Origin of the sequence: Methylobacterium sp. Leaf123 (assembly GCF_001423405.1) — a bacterium.
Taxonomy (GTDB): Bacteria; Pseudomonadota; Alphaproteobacteria; order Rhizobiales; family Beijerinckiaceae; genus Methylobacterium.
The window spans coordinates 64,416-87,902 of record NZ_LMNS01000003.1 but is presented as its reverse complement, the minus strand read 5'-3'; the positions used below and the strand labels follow the sequence as shown (position 1 = coordinate 87,902).

The window sequence follows — 23,487 nt, the reverse complement described above, 5'->3', positions numbered from 1 at the left end:
ATCGCATTAGACCGGACGCGGCAGCTTGCAGCTATCGAGCGCGTTCAGCGCCTTGGCGCGAGCGCTGTCGTTGAAGTAGCCGGTGGTGCGGTAGGAGGCGATCTCGTCCTTGTCGAGGGTAGACAGCGTGCGCTCGGCATAGCAGCCGCAGGGCGCAGCCAGCGCGTCCTCGGGGACCTTCTGGAACCGGGCCTGGGTGACGGTGCAGGCGTGGCGCACGCGGCCGGAGAGATTGCTCTTCGTGGCGGTCTTCAGCGCCGGATCGGGCACGTAGCCTTCGAGCGAGGTGTACTGCGTCGAGCGGCCGGCGGAGTTGCAGGCGGCGAGCAGGGACACGAGGCCAGCCGCGACGAGCAGGCGGCCGGTGCGCGAAAACGTGAGGCGCATGGGAGCGAAAATCCGAGAGAGACGGGAAATCGTCGATCGGTTCCGTTCTTCGGGCCGCCCGCCCCGCGCCGCTAGGGCAGGAGAGTCACACTCCGCCGGATTGCGCCCGGAAGGTCAGCCTCGCGCAAGCGCGAGCGCGTGTTTCGCCGGCCCCTCGTGTGGGGCCGGCGAGGGTCATGCCTTAGGCGGCGATGTCGGCGTCCTTGAAGAACTGCGCGATCTCGAGCCGGGCGTTGTCGGCGCTGTCGGAGCCGTGAACGGTGTTCTCACCGACCGACTCGGCGAACTGCTTGCGGATGGTGCCGTCGGCAGCCTGGGCCGGGTTCGTGGCGCCCATGACTTCGCGGTACTTGGCGACGGCGTTCTCGCCCTCGAGCACCTGCACGACCACAGGGCCCGAGGTCATGAACTCGACCAGCTCACCGAAGAAGGGGCGCTCCTTGTGCACCTCGTAGAACTTCTCGGCCTGCTCGCGGGTCATGCGGATGCGGCGCTGGCCGACGATGCGCAGGCCGGCGGCCTCGATCACGGCGTTGACCGCGCCGGTGATGTTGCGGCGCGTCGCGTCGGGCTTGAGGATGGAGAAGGTGCGCTCGTTGGCCATGGTCCGGTCCGGTTCGTTGGAAAAAGGGGTCGCGCGACGCGCTGAAGGAGGGCGGGCTCGAAAGCCGCCCGAGAGATCGACCGTCCTGACGAACGACGGCCTGGTGGGCGCCCGGCGCGCCGGGCTTATAGCGGTGGACCGGTAGGCCCTCAACCACCGGCAGGCCGCGGATGCCCGTGCGAGCCGAATCCCGGCGAGCGCGGCGTTTTTCGGCTCCGCCATGGCTTTAGCGCAACACCGCCGAAAAATCGCCGGATTGCGGCGGCTCAATGGGTGGACGGTTCGCCTGCCCCCGCTCGCTGCCGGGGTGATCCCTTCTCCGCAAGCCACAGCCCGTTTCGGGCCCAGCCTCAGGAGCCTTTCATGCGTATCGCTCTCGGTCTCGCCGCCCTCCTGGCCTCGAACGCCGCCTTTGCTGCCCCCAAGGACCTCTCCGGAACGTGGCTGACGGGGGACGGACGCGCGAAGATCCGTATCGACCGCTGCGGGCCGAGCGGCGGCAACGCCTGCGGCAAGGTGGTCTGGCTGAAATCTGCGACCGACGACGCCGGGGCGCCGCGCAACGACGTGAAGAACCCCGATCCCAAGAAGCGGGCCCGCCCGCTCATGGGGCTTACGCTCCTCGAAAACCTCAAGCCTGACGATGCGGGCTTCGCGGGCGAGATCTACAACGCCGACGAGGGCAAGATCTATCAGGTCAGCCTGGAGCGTGAGAGCGAGAGCGAGCTGAGCGTGCAGGGCTGCATGCTCAAGGTGCTGTGCGGCTCACAAACGTGGACCCGCGTGCCGGATGTGAACCAGCAGGCCGCCGCGACGCCGGCAAAGACCGCCGCCAAGCCGGCTCCGGCCAAGGCAGCCGCCGCTCCCGCGGAGTGACGCGCCGAACGTTTTCGAAAAAAAGGGGCGCACCATTTCTGGCGCGCCCTTAAGTTCGACAAACCTGATGGGGATCAAGTCCGGTCAAGGTTAGCGCGATGCTGCGCTGCCGCAAGTAGGCATGAGCGCCCGCGGTCACTTATTTGTCATTTCGGGACGGTTTTAGAGCCTTTATCCCAGTTCAGCACGCTCCGGCCCGGCCTGGGCCGATTGGCCCGTCATCGTCCTGTCGGATGTTTCGGCTTCTCACTGCACATCGTGGCGCCCGCGCAACCGTTCTGATGCCTCGTGCGTCGGCGGGTCGTCGGCACATTGCGGCGGCACCGGCATCTGCTAGGCCGCTCATGGAGTGGCGGCGGGGGCTGGCGCAGTGTTCAAGGCGTGCGCGAGAGTAATCGCGAAACAGGGGGCGGTCTCGGCAGGGCTTGCCGCGATCCTCGGCGTTCATGCCGGCACCGGCCTGGCCGCAGACCTCGCGGAGCTCGCACGGCCCCGCTTCATCGATTGGTCCGGCATCTATGCCGGGGTGCAGGGCAGCGCGGGCGCCTCCTTCGGCAATTACGATTTCGGCCCGACCGCGATCGGCGCCCGGCGGGTCCGTGCGATCTCGACCGGCGACGCCACCGGCAGCCGCGACCTCGGCGGCGACGCGACCACGGTGGTCGGCGGCGCCTTTGCCGGCTGGAACGGGCAGGACGGCGCCCTCGTCTATGGGATCGAAGCCGATCTCGCCGGCGCCAACCTCAAGCGCGGTGCGCGCTCCGATGCGCCGGGCTTCGGCTACGAGGCGATCGATCCGCCCTTCGCCTTGATCCGCGAGAAGACGGACCTATTCGGCTCCGCTCGCGCGCGGCTCGGCTACGCCCTCGGCAACAATCTGATCTACGCGACGGCCGGGCTCACCGGCGCCAATGGCCGGGTGCTCGCCACCTATCCGGATCTGGCCGGCGGCCCGACGGCGACGGCCGCTCGCAATGTCTCCTATCTCGGCTTCACGCTCGGTGCGGGTGTGCAGTTCGCGGTCGATCCGCATCTCTCGCTCGGCATCGACTACCGCTACAGCGACCTCGGCGAGAGCCGGCGCTTCGGCCTCGGCACGCTGCCGGGCCTCGACGGGGGACCGGTGACGACCCGCACCGGCTTCGTCTCCAACCAGATGATGGCGCGGCTGATCTGGCACCCTCAGCCGCTGACCCTGGTGCCGGAGGAAGAGGACGAGACCCCGAAGGACGCCCGCTTCTCGCTGCACGGCCAGACCACCTTCGTGAACCAGGGCGTGACGGGCTTCCGGGCCCCCTATCGTGGGCCGCAGAGCCTCGTACCGGACCAAGCGCAGGCGACGACGACCGCGACCTTGTTCCTGGGCCTCAAGCTCTTCGAGGGCACGGAACTCTACTACAATCCGGAATTCAGCCAGGGCTTCGGCCTGTCGCGCACGCTGGGCGTGGCCGGCTTCGTCAACGGCGAGGCACAGAAGGCGGGCGCGCCGTTCCCGAAGCTGCGCTCGAACCGCTACTTCGTCCGCCAGACCTTCGGGCTCGGGGGCGAGACGGAAGAGGTGCCGGACGGGCCGAATTCCATCGCCGGCACGCGCGATGTCGAGCGGATCACGGTCATCGCCGGCAAGTTCGCGCTCGGCGATTTCTTCGACGGCAACGTCTACGCCCACGACCCGCGGGTCGATTTCATGAACTGGGGCCTTTGGGCCGCGGCCGCCTGGGACTTCCCGGCCAACCTCCCCGGCTTCACGCAAGGCGTGATGGTCGAGTACAATCGGGCGGAATTCGCGATCCGCGCCGCCTATACGCAGGTGCCGAAGGAGCCGTCCTCCGACGTGCTCGATCCGCGGGTGTTCGAGCGGGCCGGCGCCGTGATCGAGTTCGAGGAGCGCCACACGCTGCCCGTGCTCGACCAGCCGGGCAAGGTACGCCTCGGCCTGTTCTCGAATGTCGGCAACACCGCCAACTTCCGGCAGGTCGTGGGGCTGACGCAGGCCGGCGCATTCGCCGACATCAACACGGCCGCCGCCGCGACGCGGGAGCCCCGGCGCAAGAGCGGCGCCTACGTCAATCTCGAACAGGCCCTCACCGCCGAGCTCGGCCTGTTCGCGCGGGCGAGCGTCAACGACGGGCGCAACGAGAACCTGAATTTCACCGATGTCGACGGCTCCGTCTCGGGTGGCCTCTCGCTCAAGGGCACGGCCTGGGGCCGGCCGCAGGATACGGTCGGCGTCGGCGCCGCTGCGAACCGGATCTCGTCCTCTCACCGCGCCTATTTCGCCAATGGCGGCCTCGGGCTCCTGATCGGAGACGGCCGCCTCGACAACTATGCCCCGGAGCGGGCGGTCGAGGTCTATTACGCGATGAACCTGACGAAGGCCGTGACGATGTCCTTCGACTACCAGCACATCGAGAACCCGGCCTATAACCGCGACCGGGGCCCGGCCGATTTCTTCGGCACGCGGTTGCACACGGATTTCTGACCCGTCCGGGATGGTTCGTGGAGGGCGCCGGACGGCATGACGGCCCCTTCCGAAATGTTTGCGCGGCGGCACCGGCCGAGGGCATCATGCGCCGGTCTCGCGCCGGGGCATGGTGCCCCCCATATGAGGAGCGCCGAGGACGTGCGCCAGTTCACGCGCTTCCGCCGGTTCGGTGCGATGCCGCCGGACCGGCCGCCCTCCCGCTCCTCTTTTCCATCCAGCCCGGATACGGAGAGCCCATGAGCTCCGGACACGCCCCTTCTTTCACACCCTCGCTCGAAGGCGACGACGACGCCGTCCTGCCGTTCGCCGTCGAAGCGCTGGATCTGCGCGGCCGCGCGGTGCGGCTCGGCCCCTCGATCGACACCATCCTGCGCCGCCACGGCTATCCCGATGCGGCCGCCCGGCTGATCGGCGAGGCGGCGGCGCTCACCGTGCTGCTCGGCGCCTCCCTGAAGCTCGAAGGCCGCTTCCAGCTTCAGACCAAGACCGACGGGCCGGTGAACATGCTGGTGGTCGATTTCGAGGCGCCCGACCGGGTGCGGGCCACCGCCCGCTTCGATGCGGAGCCGGTGGCCGCCCTCGGCCCGAAGGCGCGCGCCGCCGACCTGATGGGTCGCGGGCATCTGGCCATGACCATCGACCAGGGGCCTTCCCAGAGCCGCTATCAGGGCGTCGTCGCTCTCGAGGGCCAAAGCCTCGAAGAGGCCGCGCACCAGTATTTCCGCCAATCCGAGCAGATCCCGACGCTGGTCCGCCTCGCGGTGGCCGAGCAGATGGAGGGCGGGGAGAGCCGCTGGCGCGCCGGCGGCCTGCTGGTGCAGTTCCTGCCGACCTCGCCCGACCGCATGCGCCAAGCCGACCTTCCGCCCGGCGACGCACCGGAGGGCCACGAGATCCTCACCGGCGGCGCCCGCGACGACGACGCCTGGACCGAGGCGCGCAGCCTCGTGAACACGGTGGAAGACCACGAGATCGTCGATCCGGCGGTGTCGAGCGAGCGGTTGCTCTACCGCCTGTTCCACGAGCGCGGCGTGCGCGTGTTCGATGCGCAGAGCGTGATCGAGCGCTGCCGCTGCTCGGAAGAGCGGGTGCTGGGTATGATCCGTTCGTTCTCGGCCGAGGAGCGCCGGGACATGGTGGCCGACGACGGTACCGTGTCCATCACCTGCGAGTTCTGCTCGCGGCGCTACGTGCTCGACCCGGCCGAGGTCGAGCGGGATATCGTGACCGCGCCGGGGGCGTGAGGCGCATTTTCTTCAATGTACGTGCGGGGTCGCGGCACAGGCCGCGCGACCCTTGGGCTGGGGTCGGATGGATCGGCGGGTGACAGCCCGCCGATCCAGCGATCACCCGCCTTGCAGCCGATCACCTGCCGGGGCGATCCCCATGGCAGACCCGCGCGAAGGCAGCGGCAGGGTCATCCGGCGACGGCATCCCCGACCCTCTGCCGAGCAGATCCGGCCATGGCTCAGGCTCATGAAGGCGTTCTCACGGGCGTGATCCCGTTTGGACTCTCTCCATGTTAAGGGGAGCGCAGGCCCCGTTCTTGCGGGCCTGTCCGTGCTGTCGATACCCGAACGAGGCGAACGAGCTATGCCGGAGCTTCATCCCGAGGTCGCCGCGGTCACCGAGCGCGTCATCGCGCGCTCCCGCGACAGCCGCCGTGCCTATCTCGACCTGATCGACCGCGAGCGGGAGGCGGGCGTGCACCGCCCGATGCTCGCTTGCGGCAACCTCGCCCACGGCTTCGCGGCATCCGGCGAGGACAAGCCGGCGATCATCGCAGGCCGGGCCATGAATATCGGCATCGTCACCGCCTATAACGACATGCTCTCGGCGCATCAGCCCTACGGGCGCTATCCCGAGCAGATCAAGCTGTTCGCCCGCGAAGTGGGCGCCACGGCGCAGATCGCGGGCGGCACGCCCGCCATGTGCGACGGCGTCACCCAAGGCCAGCGCGGCATGGAGCTGTCGCTGTTCTCCCGCGATACCATCGCCCTCTCCACCGCGGTCGCGCTCAGCCACGGCATGTTCGAGGGCGCGGCGTTGCTCGGCATCTGCGACAAGATCGTGCCCGGCCTCATCATCGGCGCGCTTCGCTTCGGCCACCTGCCGATGATCCTGATCCCGGCCGGCCCCATGCCCTCGGGGCTCGCCAACAAGGAGAAGCAGCGCATCCGGCAGCTCTATGCCGAGGGCAAGGTCGGCCGCGCGGAACTCTTGGAGAGCGAGTCCGCCTCCTATCACGGGGCCGGCACCTGCACCTTCTACGGCACCGCCAATTCCAACCAGATGATGATGGACGTGATGGGCCTGCACATGCCCGGCGCCTCCTTCATCAATCCCGGCACGCGCCTGCGGCAGGCGGTGACGCGCTCGGCGATCCACCGGCTCACCGAAATCGGCTGGAACGGCAATGATTACCGGCCGCTCGGGCGCTGCATCGACGAGCGGGCCATCGTCAACGCCATCGTCGGCCTGCTCGCCACCGGCGGCTCGACCAACCACGCGATCCACATACCGGCCATGGCGCGGGCCGCCGGCATCGTCGTCGATTGGGAGGATTTCGACCGGCTCTCCGGCGTCGTGCCGCTGATCGCGCGGGTCTATCCGAACGGCGCGGGCGACGTGAACCATTTCCACGCGGCCGGCGGCATGTCCTACGTCATCGCCGCGCTGATCGATGCCGGCCTCCTGCACGACGATCTCCTGACGGTGGCCGGCACGCGCCTGCGCGACCATGCCCGCGACCCGAAGCTTCTGGGCGAAGGGAACGACCTCACCTTCGAGGACGCGCCGGCCAAGCCGCTGGACGAGGCCATGCTCCGCCCCCCCTCTCGGCCGTTCCAGCCGGATGGCGGGATGCGGCTGGTGAAGGGCAATCTCGGCCGCGCCACCTTCAAGACCAGCGCGGTCGATCCTGAGCGCCGCACCATCGAAGCCCCGGCCCGCGTCTTCTCCGATCAGGACGACGTCATCGCCGCCTTCAAGGCGGGCGAGCTGGAACGCGATGTCGTGGTGGTCGTGCGCTTCCAGGGCCCGCGCGCCAACGGGATGCCGGAACTGCACAAACTGACCCCGCCGCTGGGCGTGTTGCAGGACCGCGGCCACAAGGTGGCCCTCGTCACCGACGGGCGGATGTCGGGGGCCTCCGGCAAGGTGCCGGCGGCGATCCATGTCAGCCCCGAGGCGGTCGGCGGCGGCCCGATCAGCCGCATCCGCGACGGGGACATCGTCCGCCTTTCGGCCGAGCACGGCTTGCTCGAAGTGCTGGTCGATTCGGCCGAGTGGGAGAGCCGCGCGGAGGCGGTGCGGCCGCCGGACGGCCTCGGCACCGGCCGCGAGCTGTTCGCCTTCATGCGCCGGGGCGCCGACGAGGCCGAGCGCGGCGGCTCGGCGATGCTGGCGGCAGCGGGCCTTTAGAGCATCGTCCCGAAGACGCGCGATAAGCCGAACCGACACCGGAGGAGACCCCGATGAGCACCATCGACGCGCTGATGCGCTCCGTTCCCGTCATCCCCGTGCTGGTGGTGGAGGATGCCGCCGACGCGGTGCCGATCGCCGAGGCGCTGGTCGGCGGCGGGCTCACCGCCCTCGAAGTCACACTCCGCACCCCCGCGGCGCTCGGCGTGATCCGGGCGATGTCGAGCGTCGAGGGCGCGGTGGTCGGCGCCGGGACGGTGCTGAATGCGCGCGATCTCGATGCCGCGATCGGCGCGGGCGCGAAGTTCATCGTCAGCCCCGGATTGACCGCGCCTTTGACGGAGGCGGCCCTTGCCTCGGGCGTTCCCTACCTGCCGGGTGTCGCGACCGCCGCCGACATCATGCGCGGCCTCGATCACGGGCTCGACCGCTTCAAGTTCTTCCCGGCGGAAGCTGCGGGCGGCCTGAAGGCGCTGAAGGCGCTCGCCGCGCCGTTCGGGCAGGTGCGTTTCTGCCCCACGGGCGGCATCACCGAAGCGACCGCCGGGGAGTGGCTCGCCCACCCGGCCGTGCTCTGCGTCGGCGGAAGCTGGGTGGTCCCCGCCGGCAAGCCGGACCCGGCGGCGATCCGCCGGTTCGCCGAAGCCGCCGCGACGTTGCGGCCCGCCCGGTAAAGCATAGTCGCCCAAGCCGCTGCCGAGCCAGCCGGGGCGCCGGGCGCGTCGCGCCTGTCCGTGAGGCACAGGAATGCGGGGCCGCCGCGATTCGCCTCGGATCGCTCAAGGTTTCGTCGGCGCCGCGGAGGCGCTGCGTGGGGCGCTGCGTGGGGCGCTGCGTGGGGCGCTGCGTGGCGCGCGCAGTTTACAACAGCTCTAAGCAGTGCCGTGGCCCATTAGCAACATTGTTGCTGGATTGTACAGTCTGTAACGTTTCTATTCTGAAAAAGTTATGTTCGCTCTCAACGCCTTGGAAGCATAATTCAAATTATTACAAACTAAAGAATGGTTTCTGTCGTTTGTTATAGAACCCCACCCGCTTGATCCCCGTCGGGCGATGCCGTCATGACCGCCAAGACGGCGGAACGGCATCGTCTAATATTACGAAGAAGACGGGGGATTGAACTTGAGACGTCCTGGAACGAATGAAGTCGCCTTTGCGATTCTGGCGGGGGCGACCGCTGCACTAGCAGGACCTGTACAGGCGCAACCTGTCGTTCCGGTGACGGCCTCCCCTGCCGCCGTCGCGCTGGATGAACTGTCCGTCGAGGGCCTCGGCCGCGGCGCCCTGCGCCTCGAACCCCAGGGCGGTGTCACGGTCGGCTATCTCGGCAAGGCGACGCGGAGCGCCACCAAGACGCCGACGCCCCTGCTCGATACGCCGCAATCCGTCTCGGTCGTTACGCGGGAGCAGATCCTCGACCAGGGCTTCCAGTCGATCGGCGAGGCGACGCGTTACGTGCCGGGCGTGATCCAGGCCCAGGGCGAGGGCAACCGCGACGAGCTGATCATCCGCGGTCAGCGCTCGAATGCCGACTTCTTCGTCAACGGCATCCGCGACGACGTGCAGTATTACCGCGACCTCTACAACATCCAGCGCATCGAAGTGCTGAAGGGGCCCAACGCGATGATCTTCGGCCGCGGCGGCGGCGGCGGCGTCATCAATCGCGTGCTCAAGGAAGCCGACGGCGTCCCGACCCGCGAAATCGTCGCCCAGGGCGGCCAGTTCGCGAACAAGCGCGTGGCGCTCGATGTCGGCGACCGCATCTCCGACAGCGTGTTCTTCCGCATGAACGGCGTGTTCGAGGACACGGCGACCTACCGCGACTTCGTCGATATCCGCCGCTACGGCGTGAACCCGACGATGACCTTCCTGCTCGGGCCGCAGACGACCCTGCGTCTCTCCTACGAGTTCTTCCATGACGACCGCACGACCGATCGCGGCATCCCCTCGCAGTTCGGCCGGCCCTACCGGTATCGCGACAACCGGACGACCTATTTCGGCAACCCGTTCCTGTCGCCGACCTACGTCAATGCCCACATCGCCACGGCGCAGCTCGACCACGTCTTCGAGAACGGCGTCGTGATGCGCAGCCAGTCGCGGATCGCCGACTACGAGAAGTTCTACCAGAACGTCTTCCCGGGTGGCGCGGTGAATGCAGCGGGCACGGCCGTCAACATCTCGGCCTATAACAGTCAGACCGACCGGACGAACTACTTCAACCAGACCGACTTCACTTACCAGTTCCTCACGGGCCCCGTGAAGCACACTCTGCTCGGCGGGTTCGAACTCGGCTACCAGGAAGGCCTGAGCTTCCGTCAGGAAGGCTTCTTCGCGACGCCGGGCGCGCCGCAGAGCCTCGCCGTCAACCCGCTCTCGCCGCTGACGCGCGTGGGCATCAACTTCCGCAACACGACCGGCGCCAACAGCGTCTACGATCTCGGCCTCGCGGCGGCCTACGTTCAGGACCAAGTCGAGCTGAACGAGCACGTGCAGCTCATCGGTGGTCTGCGCTTCGACCATTTCGACTTCTCGGCGACCGACCGGGGCACCAGGGCGACCAATGCCCGCGTGGATGATCTGGTCTCGCCGCGGGCCGGCATCGTCGTGAAGCCGCTGCCGAACCTCGCCTTCTATACGAGCTTCAGCATCTCGTACCTGCCTTCGTCGGGCGATCAGTTCAGCACGTTGAGCCCAGGCCTCGCCATCGCCCAGCCGGAGAAGTTCGAGAACACGGAAGTCGGCGTGAAGTACGACGTCTCGCCCGTGCTTCAGCTCACCGGCGCGCTGTTCAACCTCGACCGCAGCAACCAGCGCCTTCCCGACCCGAACCGGGCCGGCTTCTTCCTGACCTCGGGCCAGACCAATACGCAGGGCGCGGAGATCGGCATCAACGGCTACCTCACCGATTGGTGGTCGGTCGCGGGTGGCTACGCCTTCACCGATGCGCGCATCACCAACAATCTGTCCCCGACGATCGTCGCCGGAAACTTCGTCGGGCTGGTGCCGCTCAATTCCTTCACGCTGTGGAACAAGTTCGACATCAACCCGAGCTTCTCGGTCGGTGTCGGCTTCATCAACCAGTCGCACACCTTCGCGACCTCGGATCAGACCGTACGCCTCCCGAGCTACTCGCGCTTCGATATGGGCCTGTTCTACCGGATCAACGAGAATGTGCGCGCGCAGGTGAACATCGAGAACCTGTTCGACCGCAACTACATCGTCTCGGCGCACAACAACAACAACATCATGCCGGGCGCCCCCCGCACGGTCCGGGCCCAAGTGATCGTGCGCTGGTAGACTCATCGTTCGCTGGTAGAGCGATCGTGCGCTGGTAGCCGCACAGCCTGATCCCGCCTCTGGAGACCTTCGGAGGCGGGATCAGACCGCCCGCAACGGCCCCTCCAGCACACCGATGACGCGGGCCAGGTCGTTGCCGCGCTTCATCACGAGGCCGCTCGCCGCGATCACCGCGTAGGCGCCCTGGCGGCGGGCGAGCTTGGGATCCTTCTCGATCCGGTAGAGCGGCATCTCGGAGGCGCGGCGGTAGATCGAGAACACCGCCTTGTCGCGGCGGAAATCGAGGGCGTAGTCGCGCCACTCGCCCTCCGCGACGCGCCGTCCGTAGAGATTGAAGATGGTCCGCAACTCGTCGCGCTGGAAGGCGACCTGCGGGGTGGTGGGCGACGGAAACGGGATCACTTGCGGCGGCGCTTGTGAAGCCACTTGGCTGTCCCGGTCGTTCGAGCGGTGATCGACGCTCTGCCCTTCGCTCATCGTCACTCCCGTATCGGTGCCGGCGTTCCTGCGGCGTGGGAGAGATGATGGGCTCCGCGGGGGGCACCCGCAAGGTGCTTCGCCGGCCATCATCCGCGCAGCGCGATTTCGGCGCGGCGCGCGACTCATGTGCGTCGCCGCACGTTGAGGTGGTGAACATCATCGTCCCGCCGCAGACTCGCCTTGCCATCGCCACCGCGACACGCTTTCACTGTGACTTGAAACCTCGTCGGTCTGTCCACCGCGGCGGCGCCTGAACCCGAGCTCCCCAGCCCTCGGGCAATGCCACGGATCTCGGCAAACCGACATCCAGGGGGTTTCGAGACCCAAGGACTTCAGGCGGCCTCCTCGGAGCGCCGCCCTTTTTTCGTGTCGAGGCCGGTGCCTCCTGTGGCTGCATCGCCCCGAAAGCCGGCCGCCACCGTGCGGGACGCGGCTCGCGGCATGGAGCCGCGGTCGCGTCCCGGATCACCATCTTGGTCGCGACCATCTTGGCAGCCGCGTCCGTCGGCGCGAGAAGCGGCGGCGATGTCCGAGTTCCCTCCCCCCGCGGCGGCGCCTCCGCCCATCTTCGATGACGCCTTCCGTGCGCGCCTCGCGGACCTGTTCGTGTGGCGGCGGGACGTGCGGCGCTTCGCCGGCGATCCGATCGACGAGGCGGCGCTGCGAACCTGCCTCGATCTGGCGGCGCTGGCGCCCTCCGTCGGCAACAGCCAGCCCTGGCGGTTCGTGCGGGTCTCCGAGCCCCGGCGACGCGCGGCGGTCATCGCCAGCTTCGAGCGCTGCAACGCCGCCGCCTGCGCGACCTATGCCGAGGACCAACGCACGCTCTACGCCCGCCTGAAGCTCGCGGGCCTGCGCGAGGCGCCCGTTCACCTCGCGGTGTTCTGCGATTCCGGGACGGGGGCCGGCCACGGTCTTGGCCGCGCGACCATGCCGGAGATGCTGCGCTACTCGGTGGCGGCCTGCATCCATGCTTTCTGGCTGGCCGCCCGCGCCCACGGCCTCGGTGTCGGCTGGGTCTCGATCCTCGAACCCACGATCGTGACGGATGCCCTCGACGTGCCGGAGGGCTGGGATCTGATCGCCTATCTCTGTGTCGGCCACCCGATCGAGGAGCATGCCGACCCCGAACTCGTCCGCCATGGCTGGCAGGAGCGGCACCCGGAAGCAGTCCGGCTCCACGAACGCTAAGACCAGCGCTGGGACCGGCGCCGCCTGCCGATACTTAAAATTTTCCGCAATTTCCGAGCCCGGCATTCGCTAATCCGCCAAGAGGCCGTGCATGAGGCGCGCATTTCGCGGCGCGTAAAGCAGAATCGCAAGCTGGAACGTCGGATCGTCTTCGTCAGTTACGCTTCTGCTTCGGAAGGCGATCTTCGATGTTCAGGTCAATCAAGTACAGGGCGTGTCTCGCGGGCGCGGTCGTGGCGGCTTTGTGCGCGGCCGGTGCCGCCCAGGCCCGGGAAGTCGTCCCCTTCGCCGACGGGCTCGGAGCGGGCACGATCGTGGTGCGCACCACCGAACGCCGGCTCTACCTCGTCAACGGCGACGGCACGGCGATCCGCTACCCCGTCGCGGTCGGCAAGCCGGGCAAGCAGTGGAGCGGCGCCACGCAGATCGACGGCAAGTATTACCAGCCCGACTGGTCGCCCCCGGCCGAGGTGAAGCGCGACAACCCGCGCCTGCCCAACCTCATCCGCGGCGGCTCGCCGAGCAATCCGATGGGCGTGGCGGCGATGACCCTGCGCGGCGGCGAATACGCCATCCACGGCACCAACCGGCCGAATTCGATCGGCACCTTCGCCTCCTACGGCTGCATCCGCATGTACAATCAGGACATCGCCGACCTGTTCGGGCGCGTCACCGTCGGCACCGATGTGTATGTGATGCGCTGAGCGGCGGCTCGGCACGCTCTCGCTCATCACCGTCTCCGCCCTCGGCGTCGCGGGGTCCGGCCTGCTCCTGCGCGGCGCGATCGCGCGGACGATGGCGGCTTGACCGCGCGGCGCCATGAGGGCCGCCCCGCGTCGGCGCCGCTGGCGCTTCGATGCGCCCTCGCCTATGCGCCGGGGAGTGCCCGCTTCCGGGCCAGAAGACCCGCGACAGCCGCGCCATGCTAAAGGCCTTCCTCGCCTATTTCCGGCCGCACCGGACGCTGTTCCTGGTGGATTTCGGCTGCGCCGTGCTCTCCGGCCTGCTCGAACTCGGCTTCCCGCTCGCGGTCAAAGCCTTCGTCGACCGGCTGCTGCCGCAGCAGGATTGGAGCCTGATCCTGCTCGCGGCGATGGGCCTGACCCTGCTCTACGTCGCCAATGCCGGCCTGATGGTGGTGGTGACCTATTGGGGTCACGTGCTCGGCATCAACATCGAGACCGAGATGCGCGCCCGCGCTTTCGATCATCTGCAGAAGCTCTCCTTCCGCTTCTTCGATGGACAGAAGACCGGCCATCTGGTGGCGCGCATCACCAAGGATCTGGAGGAGATCGGCGAGGTCGCCCATCACGGGCCCGAGGACCTCTTCATCGCGGTGATGACGCTGTTCGGCGCCTTCGCGCTGATGTTCCTCGTCCACCCGCCGCTGGCGCTGATGACGCTGGTGATCCTGCCGCTGATCGCCTTCATCGTCATCCGCTACGGCGGGCGCATGACGCGCAACTGGCAGGCGCAGTACGGGCGCGTCGGCGCCTTCAACGCCCGCATCGAGGAGAATGTGGGCGGCATCCGCGTGGTGAAGGCCTTCGCCAACGAGGCGCATGAGCGGGCACTGTTCGCCTCCGACAACCGGAAATACCGCACCACCAAGCTCGAAGCCTACCGGCTGATGGCCGGCGCCCTGTCGATCAACTATCTGGGCCTGCGCCTCGTGCAGATCGTGGTGCTCCTCGGGGGCGCGGCCTTCGTGGTGCGCGGCGACCTGACGGCCGGCGGCTTCGTCGGCTTCCTGCTCCTCGTGGCGGTGTTCTACCGGCCGCTGGAAAAGATCGGGGCGGTGATCGAGACCTACCCGAAGGGCATCGCCGGCTTTCGCCGCTACCAAGAACTGCTCGCCACCGAGCCCGATATCGCCGACCGGCCGGGCGCCCTCCCCGCGCCGCCGCTCAAGGGCGAGATCCGGCTCAACGGCGTGCGCTTCGGCTACAGCCCGGACCGTCCGGTGCTGGCCGGCGTCGATCTGACGATCCGCGCGGGCGCGACCGTGGCCTTCGTCGGCCCCTCGGGGGCGGGCAAGACGACGCTCCTCTCGCTGATCCCGCGGTTCTACGAAGCAGAGGCTGGGCGCATCACCATCGATGGCCACGACATCCGCGACCTGACGCTGGCCTCCCTGCGCGGGCAGATCGGCATCGTGCAGCAGGACGTGTTCCTGTTCGCCGGCACGATCCGCGAGAACATCGCCTATGGCCGCCTCGGCGCGAGCGAGGCCGAGATTCTGGACGCGGCCACCCGCGCCCGGCTCGATGGGCTGATCGCCTCCCTGCCCGAGGGGCTCGACACGGTGATCGGCGAGCGGGGGGTGAAGCTGTCGGGCGGGCAGAAGCAGCGGCTCGCCATCGCCCGCGCCTTCCTCAAGAACCCGCCGATCCTGATTCTCGACGAGGCGACCTCGGCGCTCGACACCGAGACCGAGCGGGAGATCCAGGCCTCGCTGTTCGAGCTGGCGGAGGGGCGCACGACGCTGGTGATCGCCCACCGGCTGGCCACCATCCGCCACGCCGACCGCATCGTGGTGGTGGCCGAGAGCGGCATCGCCGAGCAGGGCCGCCACGACGCGCTGCTGGCGGGCGACGGCTACTACCGCCGCCTCCACGCGGCGCAGGTGGAGGAGCCGTTTTCGCCCGCGCCGCGCACGGCGGCGGAGTGAAGATCGCGGCGTGAAGCGCCCTCCCCTCGCCCCGCGTGCGGGAAGGGAGGGCGTACTTCTCAGCCGTTCCGCCCGGCCTCCGCCAGCAGGCCATCGACGAAGCCCGGCAGGCCGGTGCGGCGGGTGCGCTTGAGGCGCTCGGCAGCCAGGATCGACTGAAGCGCGCGAAACGACTCGTCGAGGTCGTCATTGACGATGACATAGTCGTATTCGCTCCAGCGCTGCATCTCGTTGCGGGCGTTGGCCAGCCGCCGCTCGATGGTCTCGGGCGCGTCTTCCGCCCGGCGCTCCAGGCGGTTGCGCAACTCGGCAAAGCTCGGCGGCAGGATGAACACCGTCACCACGTCGTCCTGCAGCCGCTGCCGCACCTGGCGGGTGCCCTGGTAGTCGATGTCGAAGATCATGTCCCGGCCCTGGGACAGCGTCTTCTCGACCGGGCGGCGCGGCGTGCCGTAGAAATTCCCGTGGACCTCGGCCCATTCGAGCAGGTCGTCGCGCGTGCGAAGATCCTCGAACGCCTCGCGGTCGATGAAGCGGTAGTCGCGCCCGTCGATCTCCGAGGGGCGGCGCGAGCGCGTCGTGACCGAGATCGACAGGTCGAGGCCCCATTCGGGCCGCTGGGCGATGGCGCGGGTCAGCGTCGTCTTGCCCGCGCCCGAGGGCGAGGACAGGATCAGGATCAGCCCGCGCCGGGCGATGTCCGGCCTGCCTTGGGTGGCACCTTGGGTGGCATCCTGCGTCATCGGCGGGAAACTCCGCTGCGCATGTCTCTCGCTCTCATTCGACGTTCTGCACCTGCTCGCGGAATTGCTCCACCACGGCCTTCAAGTCGAGTCCGATCCGCGACAGGCTGATATCGCCGGCCTTGGCGCACAGGGTGTTGGCCTCGCGGCCGAGTTCCTGGGCCAGGAAATCGAGCCGCCGGCCGATCGCGCCGCCCTGCGCCAGCAGCTCGCCGATAGCCGCGAGGTGGGCCCGCAGGCGGTCGAGTTCCTCGCGCACATCCGCCTTGGCCGCGAGCAGCACCGCTTCCTGATGCAGGCGGTCGGGGTCGAGCCCCCCGGTACCGACCAGCGTCGCCACGGCCTCCGCGAGCCGGGCGCGCACCGCCTCGGGCCGGCGGGCGGGGCAGTCCTCGGCGGCCTGGGTCAGGCGGGCGATATCCGCGATCTGGCCGCCGACGATCGCGTGCAGCCGCGCGCCTTCCGCGCGGCGGGCAGAGACGAGATCGGCCACGAGGGTCTCGATCCCGGTCACCAGATCTCGATTGAGCGCCTCAGGGTCGGCCCCGGCCTCGCTCTCGGTCTCGACGACGCCGCGCACGGCGAGCAGCCCGTCGAGCGTCGCCGGGCCGACCTCGGCGGGGCGCGGCACGCGGGCGACCGCCGCCGCGAGGCTCGCCAGAAGGGTTTCGTCAATGCGCACGCGCACCGCCGCCTCGGGCCGCGTCAAGGTCAGACCGAGTTGGCACTGGCCTCGGGAGAGCGCCTTGGACAGGGCGATGCGGGCCGCCTCCCCCGCCGCCTCGGAGCCGTTCGGGACGCGCACGCGGATATCGAGCCCACGCCCGTTCACGGTGCGGATCTCCCACAACCACTGCACCGCGCCGGTCGTGCCGGCCGAGCGGGCAAACCCGGTCATGCTCGCGATGGTCGTGCCGTCGCTCGCCGTGCCTTGGCGGGTCGTGTCCCGGCTAGTCGGGTCTTGGCTGATCGAATCTCGGCTGGCTTTGGCCAACGGTGCGTCGCTCCCGCTCGTTCTCCATCGGCGCCCGGCCGCTCATCGCGGGGAACGACTCCGGAAAAGGTCCGTTTGTCGGATACGCACTTTCCGTGAGAAAGCGCAATGCGGAGGCGGGCGGAAGGCCGGCTCGGCACTGTCCGCGGCGCCCCCGCGTGCACTGCACCAATACCGCAGCGCTCTATTCTGCACAAAAAATGTTCACGTCACATAATGAAGCAAGAGCCCAGCGTCGAAGCGGGCATGAATACTGTGCATCAGCTTGACGTTTATTGCTTGTCTTCCTAACTTCCAAGTCGATCCAAGGGCACCGAACATTCGAGCGGGGACCCATCCATGACGAACCCCTTCGACATCAAGAACCGCTTCCGGGCGCGCCTGCGTGCGGCCGACGCGCAGAAGCATCGGATCCAGGCCAAGCTTCTTCAGGACGGCGTTCGGGCGCTGGCTCCGATCACCGAAGCCCTGAATCTTATGGCCGAGGTGCTGGAAGAAGACGGCATCGAGCACGGCCGGATCACCTGCCCCGCCCCGGAGGTGGATCGCGACGATTTCGTCGGCTTCACCGCCACGCTGCAGAACGATGCCGATCAGGAGCACCGGATCACCGTGAAGTACGGGCCCGTGCTGGGTGGGCGCAACTTCATCGCGGTGAACGGTCTGGGGGCGGAGTACAACGAGCGCCTCCTCAGCCTGGCCAGCAACGCCACACCGGGCCTCGGCCGCTGCGTCGGCAGCGACGTGCATGTCGAGGCGGATCGCGGTGGCGATCTGGCCGAGATCCTGCGCGAGATGGTCGAGGATTTCTTCGCCGGCCACAGCGAGCCGCCGATCCGCACCGGGGCAAACGAGGCACGCGGCCGTCTGGCCCTGGTGCAGTAGGCGCCTGCCGGGTCGTCCGGTGGCGGGATCAGGGCGTCGCCGTCACGAGGCGGCGAAGCCTCCGCTCACGAATCGACGCGGCGCGCCCGAGCGGCGCGGGCCATGGCGATGAGTTCGTTGGCGGTAAGGTTATGCGGCGGCAGGCGCGCCTCGGACTCGATGGGGCGCAGGTCGATCGAGCGCCGATCCAGCGGAAGCGCGGCGGAGAGCACACCCGGATTCCAGCTCGGCCAGAGACTGCGAATGCGAGATGTCTTCCTGGTCGCCGATACCGCCATGCCGCCTCCAAAGCCGATCACTTAAGAGGGTGATAACCAAGCTCGGGCGCGAGAAACATTCTTGACGCGCGTCGATGTGGTGCTTCGCCGAATCTTTTGTCGGCTCCGCGTCGGGCGGACGGTCCTTGGGCCAGCCCAAGATAAAGGGCGGGGCGATCCTGCCGGATCGCCCCGCCCTTTATCTTGCCTGCGTTGGGAGCCGCCGACGGCCCCGACCGGACTTATTCCGCCGCGTCGAGGCGCGGGCGCTCGATCTCGGCGCGCTCGCGCTTCACCAGTTCGGCCGTGAGGAACGCCACCTCCAGCGCCTGCTCCGCGTTGAGACGCGGGTCGCAATAGGTGTGGTAGCGGTCCTGCAGGTCGTCGGCCGTCAGCGCCCGGGCGCCGCCGGTGCATTCGGTGACGTCCTTGCCGGTCATCTCCAGATGGATGCCGCCGGCGATCGTGCCTTCCGCGCGGTGCACGCCGAAGAAGCCTTCGATCTCCTGCATCACCCGCTCGAACGGCCGGGTCTTGTAGCGGCCGGCCGCGATGGTGTTGCCGTGCATCGGATCGCAGACCCACACGACGTTGCGGCCCTCGCGCTGCACCGTGCGGATCAGCCCCGGCAGGTGGTCGCCGACCTTGTCCGCGCCGAAGCGGCAGATCAGGCTCAGGCGCCCGGCCTCGTTCTCCGGATTGAGGAGATCGATCAGGCGGATCAGCCCTTCGGCCGTGGTCGAGGGCCCGCATTTGAGGCCGATCGGGTTCTTGATGCCGCGTGCATATTCCACATGGGCGTGGTCCGGCTGGCGGGTGCGGTCGCCGATCCAGAGCATGTGGCCGGAGGTGGCGTACCAGTCGCCGCTCGTCGAATCGACGCGGGTCAGCGACTCCTCGTAGCCGAGCAGCAGCGCCTCGTGGCTGGTGTAGAAGTCCGTGGTGCGGACCTCCTGGTGCGTCTCCGGATTGATGCCGATGGCGCGCATGAAATCGAGCGCGTCCGACATCCGCTCGGCGACATCGCGGTAGCGCGAGGATTGCGGGCTGTCCTTCACGAAGCCGAGCATCCAGCGATGCGCGTTCTCGAGGTTGGCGTAACCGCCGGTGGCGAAGGCGCGCAGCAGGTTCAGCGTCGCCGCCGACTGGCGGTAGGCCTCGAGCTGGCGGCGCGGATCGGGGATCCGGGCCTCCTCGTTGAAGGTCAGGCCGTTGATGATGTCGCCGCGGTAGCTCGGCAGCGCCACCCCATCGAGCGTCTCGGTCGGCGAGGAGCGCGGCTTGGCGAACTGCCCGGCGATGCGGCCGACCTTCACCACGGGCGAGCCGCCCGCGAAGGTGAGCACCATCGCCATCTGCAGGAAGACGCGGAAGAAGTCGCGGATGTTGTCGGCCGAGTGCTCGTCGAAGCTCTCGGCACAATCGCCGCCTTGCAGGAGGAAGGCCTCGCCCGCCCCGACGCGCGCCAGGGCGGCCTTCAGCTTGCGCGCCTCACCGGCAAAAACGAGCGGCGGAAAGCTCGCGAGCTGCGCCTCGACGGCCTGGAGAGCGCCCGCGTCCGGATAGGACGGGACCTGCTGGATCGGCAGGTTGCGCCAGGTTTTGGGGGTCCACCGCTCGGCCATGATACTCTCTCCGCTCACCCGATCGGGTGATGCGCGCGGGCCCTCCCGCCTCGCGCGAAGCCGGGCTTATAGAGCAGTTTTTCAGAAGTTGCGAGTTGGCCGAAGCCATAGCTGAGTATCGGCCGGCGCATCGGCCGTTACTTGCGCAATCCCGACCCGGCGCCCCGGCCGGCGAGCAGGCCGACGAGCTCGGCTTGGCGCGACACGCCGGTCTTTTGGAAGATGCGCCTGAGCACGGAGCGGGCGGTGCTGGGGGTGATCCCGAGCTTGGCCGCGGCCGGCACGGGAGCATCGCCCGCCGCGATCAGGGCGGCGAGCCGGGCCTCGGCCGGGGTCAGGTCGAACAGGCCCTGGACGACATCCGCGCTCGGCACGTCCTGGGCCACGACGGGCGTGGCGATCAGCACGAAGCGGGCGCGGACGAACACGTCGTGGGCCGCGCCGCGGATCGGCACGAGATGCAGGATCACCGGGGGACGCTCGCCGCTGGCGGCGATCGGGATCGAGCGCACCGGCATCGCCCGCGGTTGGGCGGATTGTGTCACGGCCTCGCGCAGCAGCCGGTCGGCGGCCGGATCGACCACGGCGAGCCGCGAGGGCTGGTCGCTGAGGGTGTGGGGCATCATCGCCACCAGGGACGGATTGGCGTCGATGACCCGCCCGCCGCTTCCGAGCACGGCGGCCGGCAGGCCGAGCGCTTCGAGCGTCCGGGTGGTGGTGGCGACCCGCTCCATCTCCAGGCGCGCGGAGAGCAGGGCGGCCCGGGCGAGATGGGGGCGCAGGCTGTTGAGCGCGGCCAGGGTCTGCGGCCCGAAATCGCCCTCGCTCCGGGCGCGCTCGCAATGGACGATCACGCTGTCGCCGCTCGGCACCAGCACGGCCGTCGCGGTGCCCGCGCCGTAGCCTTGGGGGATCAGGAAGTCCTGATAGAGCGGCAGCGTCGCGATCTCCTCCTCCGTCACGACGTCGAGGTCGTTGAGAAAGCCGGGATGGCGCAGCGCCAACAGGCGCCCCGTGCGGACGTTGTCGGGGAAGCGCTCGAAATGATCGACCACCAGCGCGTCGAACTCAGGCGACGTCGTCACGAAGTCGCGAAAGTGCGTCCCGGTCGAGACGATCATCACCGCCTGCGGCGCGCCGGCAAAGCGGGCGAGGTCGGTCAGCACCGCGCGCCACAGCTCGGGCAAGGCCGCCGCCTCGTAGATCCGGTCGATCAGGGCGGCCCCCTCGGCCGACAGGGCGGCGGCCGGCTCGATCGAGGCCGAGCGGATGGCGGAGGGGAAGGGGTGGGAATGGATCGTCATGAATCGGGCGAGAAGAAGGGAAGGCGTGCGGTCGCAAGATGGGAATTTGGCACCTCCGCAGGCCGCAGGATACCGCATCCGGCCCGCCGGAACAGTATTTTCCCGGACATTGTCCCCGACAAAACAATTCCGGCCGACACATCGCCAGACTCCGGCACCTCTGGTGGGACACGAAATTCAGTATGTCCCCGAATTCCTCGCTTCGATATCCTAACAAATGAGATAGGAACGATCTCCTGAGACGGCGCGCTTGCGGCTGATCAGGATGCGGGAGACGCCCGGCCGAGCATGAACGCGATAAATCGCTGGCCGGAGACGGTTGATCGCGGCTCCCGGTGACCGAGATCCCCGCCGGGATGGGCAAGTCAGGGGGAGTGATCCATGCAGCTCCATGTTCTCGGTTGCGGAGACGCGTTCGGCTCGGGCGGGCGCTTCAACACCTGCTTCCACGTCGACACGCCCGGTGGCGCCTTCCTCATCGATTGCGGCGCCTCCGCGCTCATCGCGATCCGGCGCTTCGGCGTCGAGCCGAACCGGATCCGCACGGTGTTCCTCACCCATCTCCACGGCGATCATTTCGGCGGCCTGCCCTGGCTGATCCTCGACGGGCAACTCGTCAGCGGGCGCACGGAGCCGCTGACCGTGGTCGGGCCGCCGGGCACGGCCGAGCGCCTTCCGGCGGCGATGGAGGTGCTGTTTCCCGGCTCCAGTACGGCCGAGCGCCGATTCCGGGTCGAGGTCGTGGAGATGGAAGCCGGACGCCCGGTCGAGACCGGCGGCGTGAGCGCCACCGCTTTCACCATGCGCCACCCCTCCGGCGCGCCGGCACACGCCCTGCGGATCGAGGCGGCGGGCAAGGTCGTCAGCTATACCGGCGACACCGAATGGGTGGAGGACATCGTCGCCCTGGGGCGCGGGGCGGATCTGATGATCGCCGAGGGCTACACCGTGGAGCGTCCCGTGAAATTCCACCTCGATTGGGCGACGCTGAAGCGGCGCCTGCCCGAGATCGCCCCGAAGCGGCTGATGCTCACGCATATGAGCCCGGAGATGATCGCTCACCCGCCGGACGGTTACATCGCGGCGGAGGACGGGCTCGTCGTCACGCTTTGACCCCGCCCCTCACGCTGATCGCGATCAGCGCTTGCGCACGAATTCCGTGCGCAGGACGAGGCCCTTGATGCTGTCGTGGCGGCAATCGATCTCCTCCGGATCGTCCGTGAGGCGGATCGACCGGATGACGGTGCCCTGCTTCAAGGTCTGGTTGGCGCCCTTGACCTTGAGATCCTTGATCAGGGTGACCGCATCGCCGTCGGCCAGGATGTTGCCCGCGGCGTCGCGAACCAGCGCCCTCGCAGCGGGTGTCTCGGCCGCCGCCGCACCAGCGGGGCGCCATTCGCCGAGCGCTTCGTCGTAGATGTAGCTGTCGTCCGAATCCGGCATCGTCTGGCTCCCCGCGGTCACGCCGCCGTGAGCGCGCCCATAGCGGTGCCATGGGCAGGCCGGCAAGCGCGCTGCGGGCATAGCTCGGAACCAACCACCGTTTCGCGAGTCGGCAGCGGGCGTTCCACGGACCACCGTTGCCCGCGCGTCATCCCATTCGGGTAGATCCCCGACCTCAGCTTACGACCGGAGACACACCGACCATGCGCCCGAAAATGCTCTCCGGATTGCTCGGCCTCGGCCTGCTCTGCGCGCCGGCCCTCGTCGCGGGCACCGCTCCCGCCGCGGCGCAGGCGCCCGCCAAACCGGCCGCCCCCACCGTCACCGCCGATCCCGAGCGCTTGGCCGCCGCCCGCGAAGTCGTCGCCGCGTCGCAGGGAGACCGGGCCGCGGTGCTCGCGGCGATGAAGGCGCCGATGGCCGGGGTGATGCAGCAGATGGGTCTCACGGACCCGAAGAAGGCCCAGGTGATGGTAGACGAGGTCGTGATGCCCACGCTCTCGGAGAATTACGACGACCTGCTCGCGATCCAGGCCCTCAGCTTCGCCTCCGTCCTCTCGAAGGAGGATCTGAAGGCGGTTGCCAGCTTCTACGCCACGCCGGCGGGCAAGAACCTCGTCAAGGCGCAGCCGCAACTGAGCCAGGCGATGCTGATGGGCATGCAGCAATGGATGGGCACGCTGCTGCCCCAGATCAAGGAAAAGGTCGAGAAGGCCGCCGCGGCGCATGGCTGGTCGAACGAGGTCAAGCGGCGCTGACGCCGCCCTTCGACCAAAAGGCATGGCAGCCGACCGATTGTCGGTTTCCATGCGTTCAGCGGAC

Annotated in this window: 21 protein-coding genes; 12 read left to right on the top strand and 9 right to left on the bottom strand. The window is 68.6% G+C overall.

The window, feature by feature from the left end; genetic code table 11:
• Window positions 1-6: 6 nt before the first annotated feature.
• Window positions 7-387 (bottom strand): hypothetical protein, encoded by a 381-nt coding sequence (locus ASF53_RS04675; RefSeq protein ID WP_056194619.1) that lies wholly within the window; start codon window positions 385-387, stop codon window positions 7-9.
• Window positions 388-568: 181 nt separating this feature from the next.
• Entirely contained in the window at window positions 569-991 is a 423-nt protein-coding gene (ndk, locus tag ASF53_RS04670; RefSeq protein WP_056154457.1) for a nucleoside-diphosphate kinase, read from the bottom strand.
• Window positions 992-1,354: 363 nt separating this feature from the next.
• Between ndk and ASF53_RS04665 the strand changes: the two genes are divergently transcribed.
• The 6 genes from ASF53_RS04665 to ASF53_RS04640 all read left to right on the top strand — a co-directional run bounded on the left by ASF53_RS04665 (window position 1,355) and on the right by ASF53_RS04640 (window position 11,072).
• Entirely contained in the window at window positions 1,355-1,867 is a 513-nt protein-coding gene (locus tag ASF53_RS04665) for a DUF2147 domain-containing protein (protein ID WP_056194616.1), read from the top strand.
• Window positions 1,868-2,237: 370 nt separating this feature from the next.
• A complete protein-coding gene (locus ASF53_RS04660; RefSeq protein ID WP_056194613.1) occupies window positions 2,238-4,349 on the top strand; it encodes a carbohydrate porin in 2,112 nt (703 codons plus the stop codon).
• A gap of 239 nt (window positions 4,350-4,588) precedes the next feature.
• On the top strand, window positions 4,589-5,596 hold the full coding sequence (locus ASF53_RS04655; RefSeq protein WP_056194610.1) for an Hsp33 family molecular chaperone: 1,008 nt from the start codon (window positions 4,589-4,591) through the stop codon (window positions 5,594-5,596).
• Window positions 5,597-5,945: 349 nt separating this feature from the next.
• Entirely contained in the window at window positions 5,946-7,775 is a 1,830-nt protein-coding gene (edd, locus tag ASF53_RS04650; RefSeq protein WP_056194607.1) for a phosphogluconate dehydratase, read from the top strand.
• A gap of 53 nt (window positions 7,776-7,828) precedes the next feature.
• Window positions 7,829-8,449 carry a bifunctional 4-hydroxy-2-oxoglutarate aldolase/2-dehydro-3-deoxy-phosphogluconate aldolase gene (gene eda, locus ASF53_RS04645; protein WP_056194602.1) on the top strand — a complete coding sequence of 207 codons (621 nt, stop codon included), beginning with the start codon at window positions 7,829-7,831 and terminating at the stop codon, window positions 8,447-8,449.
• Window positions 8,450-8,897: 448 nt separating this feature from the next.
• Window positions 8,898-11,072: a TonB-dependent receptor gene (locus ASF53_RS04640; RefSeq protein WP_156635369.1), complete on the top strand. Its 2,175-nt coding sequence runs from the start codon at window positions 8,898-8,900 to the stop codon at window positions 11,070-11,072.
• Between the two features lie 81 nt (window positions 11,073-11,153).
• Here ASF53_RS04640 and ASF53_RS04635 read toward each other — a convergent pair whose 3' ends face one another.
• Window positions 11,154-11,549: a DUF2794 domain-containing protein gene (locus tag ASF53_RS04635; protein ID WP_056194595.1), complete on the bottom strand. Its 396-nt coding sequence runs from the start codon at window positions 11,547-11,549 to the stop codon at window positions 11,154-11,156.
• 528 nt (window positions 11,550-12,077) lie between these two features.
• Here ASF53_RS04635 and bluB point away from each other — a divergent pair.
• From bluB to ASF53_RS04620, 3 genes are all read left to right on the top strand, one after another.
• Window positions 12,078-12,743, top strand: a complete 666-nt coding sequence (bluB, locus tag ASF53_RS04630) for a 5,6-dimethylbenzimidazole synthase (protein WP_056194591.1) — start codon at window positions 12,078-12,080, stop codon at window positions 12,741-12,743.
• Between the two features lie 188 nt (window positions 12,744-12,931).
• Window positions 12,932-13,447, top strand: a complete 516-nt coding sequence (locus ASF53_RS04625) for a L,D-transpeptidase (RefSeq protein ID WP_056194587.1) — start codon at window positions 12,932-12,934, stop codon at window positions 13,445-13,447.
• Window positions 13,448-13,665: 218 nt separating this feature from the next.
• On the top strand, window positions 13,666-15,414 hold the full coding sequence (locus ASF53_RS04620; protein ID WP_056194583.1) for an ABC transporter ATP-binding protein: 1,749 nt from the start codon (window positions 13,666-13,668) through the stop codon (window positions 15,412-15,414).
• A gap of 59 nt (window positions 15,415-15,473) precedes the next feature.
• Here ASF53_RS04620 and gmk read toward each other — a convergent pair whose 3' ends face one another.
• Window positions 15,474-16,157: a guanylate kinase gene (gmk, locus tag ASF53_RS04615; RefSeq protein ID WP_056194580.1), complete on the bottom strand. Its 684-nt coding sequence runs from the start codon at window positions 16,155-16,157 to the stop codon at window positions 15,474-15,476.
• Between the two features lie 34 nt (window positions 16,158-16,191).
• Complete coding sequence (locus ASF53_RS04610) at window positions 16,192-17,055, bottom strand: YicC/YloC family endoribonuclease (RefSeq protein ID WP_056194895.1); 864 nt, start codon at window positions 17,053-17,055, stop codon at window positions 16,192-16,194.
• A 435-nt stretch (window positions 17,056-17,490) separates the two neighbouring features.
• Between ASF53_RS04610 and ASF53_RS04605 the strand changes: the two genes are divergently transcribed.
• Window positions 17,491-18,036: a hypothetical protein gene (locus ASF53_RS04605; protein WP_056194576.1), complete on the top strand. Its 546-nt coding sequence runs from the start codon at window positions 17,491-17,493 to the stop codon at window positions 18,034-18,036.
• Window positions 18,037-18,101: 65 nt separating this feature from the next.
• Here ASF53_RS04605 and ASF53_RS04600 read toward each other — a convergent pair whose 3' ends face one another.
• The 3 genes from ASF53_RS04600 to ASF53_RS04590 form a co-directional block, all read right to left on the bottom strand.
• Complete coding sequence (locus ASF53_RS04600; protein ID WP_056194573.1) at window positions 18,102-18,314, bottom strand: hypothetical protein; 213 nt, start codon at window positions 18,312-18,314, stop codon at window positions 18,102-18,104.
• Window positions 18,315-18,535: 221 nt separating this feature from the next.
• A complete protein-coding gene (locus tag ASF53_RS04595; protein ID WP_003606127.1) occupies window positions 18,536-19,918 on the bottom strand; it encodes a class II 3-deoxy-7-phosphoheptulonate synthase in 1,383 nt (460 codons plus the stop codon).
• A gap of 137 nt (window positions 19,919-20,055) precedes the next feature.
• Window positions 20,056-21,222 carry a helix-turn-helix transcriptional regulator gene (locus ASF53_RS04590; protein WP_056194569.1) on the bottom strand — a complete coding sequence of 389 codons (1,167 nt, stop codon included), beginning with the start codon at window positions 21,220-21,222 and terminating at the stop codon, window positions 20,056-20,058.
• 381 nt (window positions 21,223-21,603) lie between these two features.
• On the opposite strand from ASF53_RS04590, the gene ASF53_RS04585 reads away from it, so the two are divergent.
• Entirely contained in the window at window positions 21,604-22,335 is a 732-nt protein-coding gene (locus tag ASF53_RS04585) for an MBL fold metallo-hydrolase (protein ID WP_056194566.1), read from the top strand.
• Window positions 22,336-22,359: 24 nt separating this feature from the next.
• Here the strand turns inward: ASF53_RS04585 and ASF53_RS04580 are convergent, their stop codons facing one another.
• Window positions 22,360-22,665: an alkylphosphonate utilization protein gene (locus ASF53_RS04580; RefSeq protein WP_056194562.1), complete on the bottom strand. Its 306-nt coding sequence runs from the start codon at window positions 22,663-22,665 to the stop codon at window positions 22,360-22,362.
• Between the two features lie 203 nt (window positions 22,666-22,868).
• Here ASF53_RS04580 and ASF53_RS04575 point away from each other — a divergent pair, with 203 nt between their 5' ends.
• Window positions 22,869-23,423: a DUF2059 domain-containing protein gene (locus ASF53_RS04575; RefSeq protein WP_056194559.1), complete on the top strand. Its 555-nt coding sequence runs from the start codon at window positions 22,869-22,871 to the stop codon at window positions 23,421-23,423.
• The last annotated feature ends 64 nt before the right edge of the window (window positions 23,424-23,487 follow it).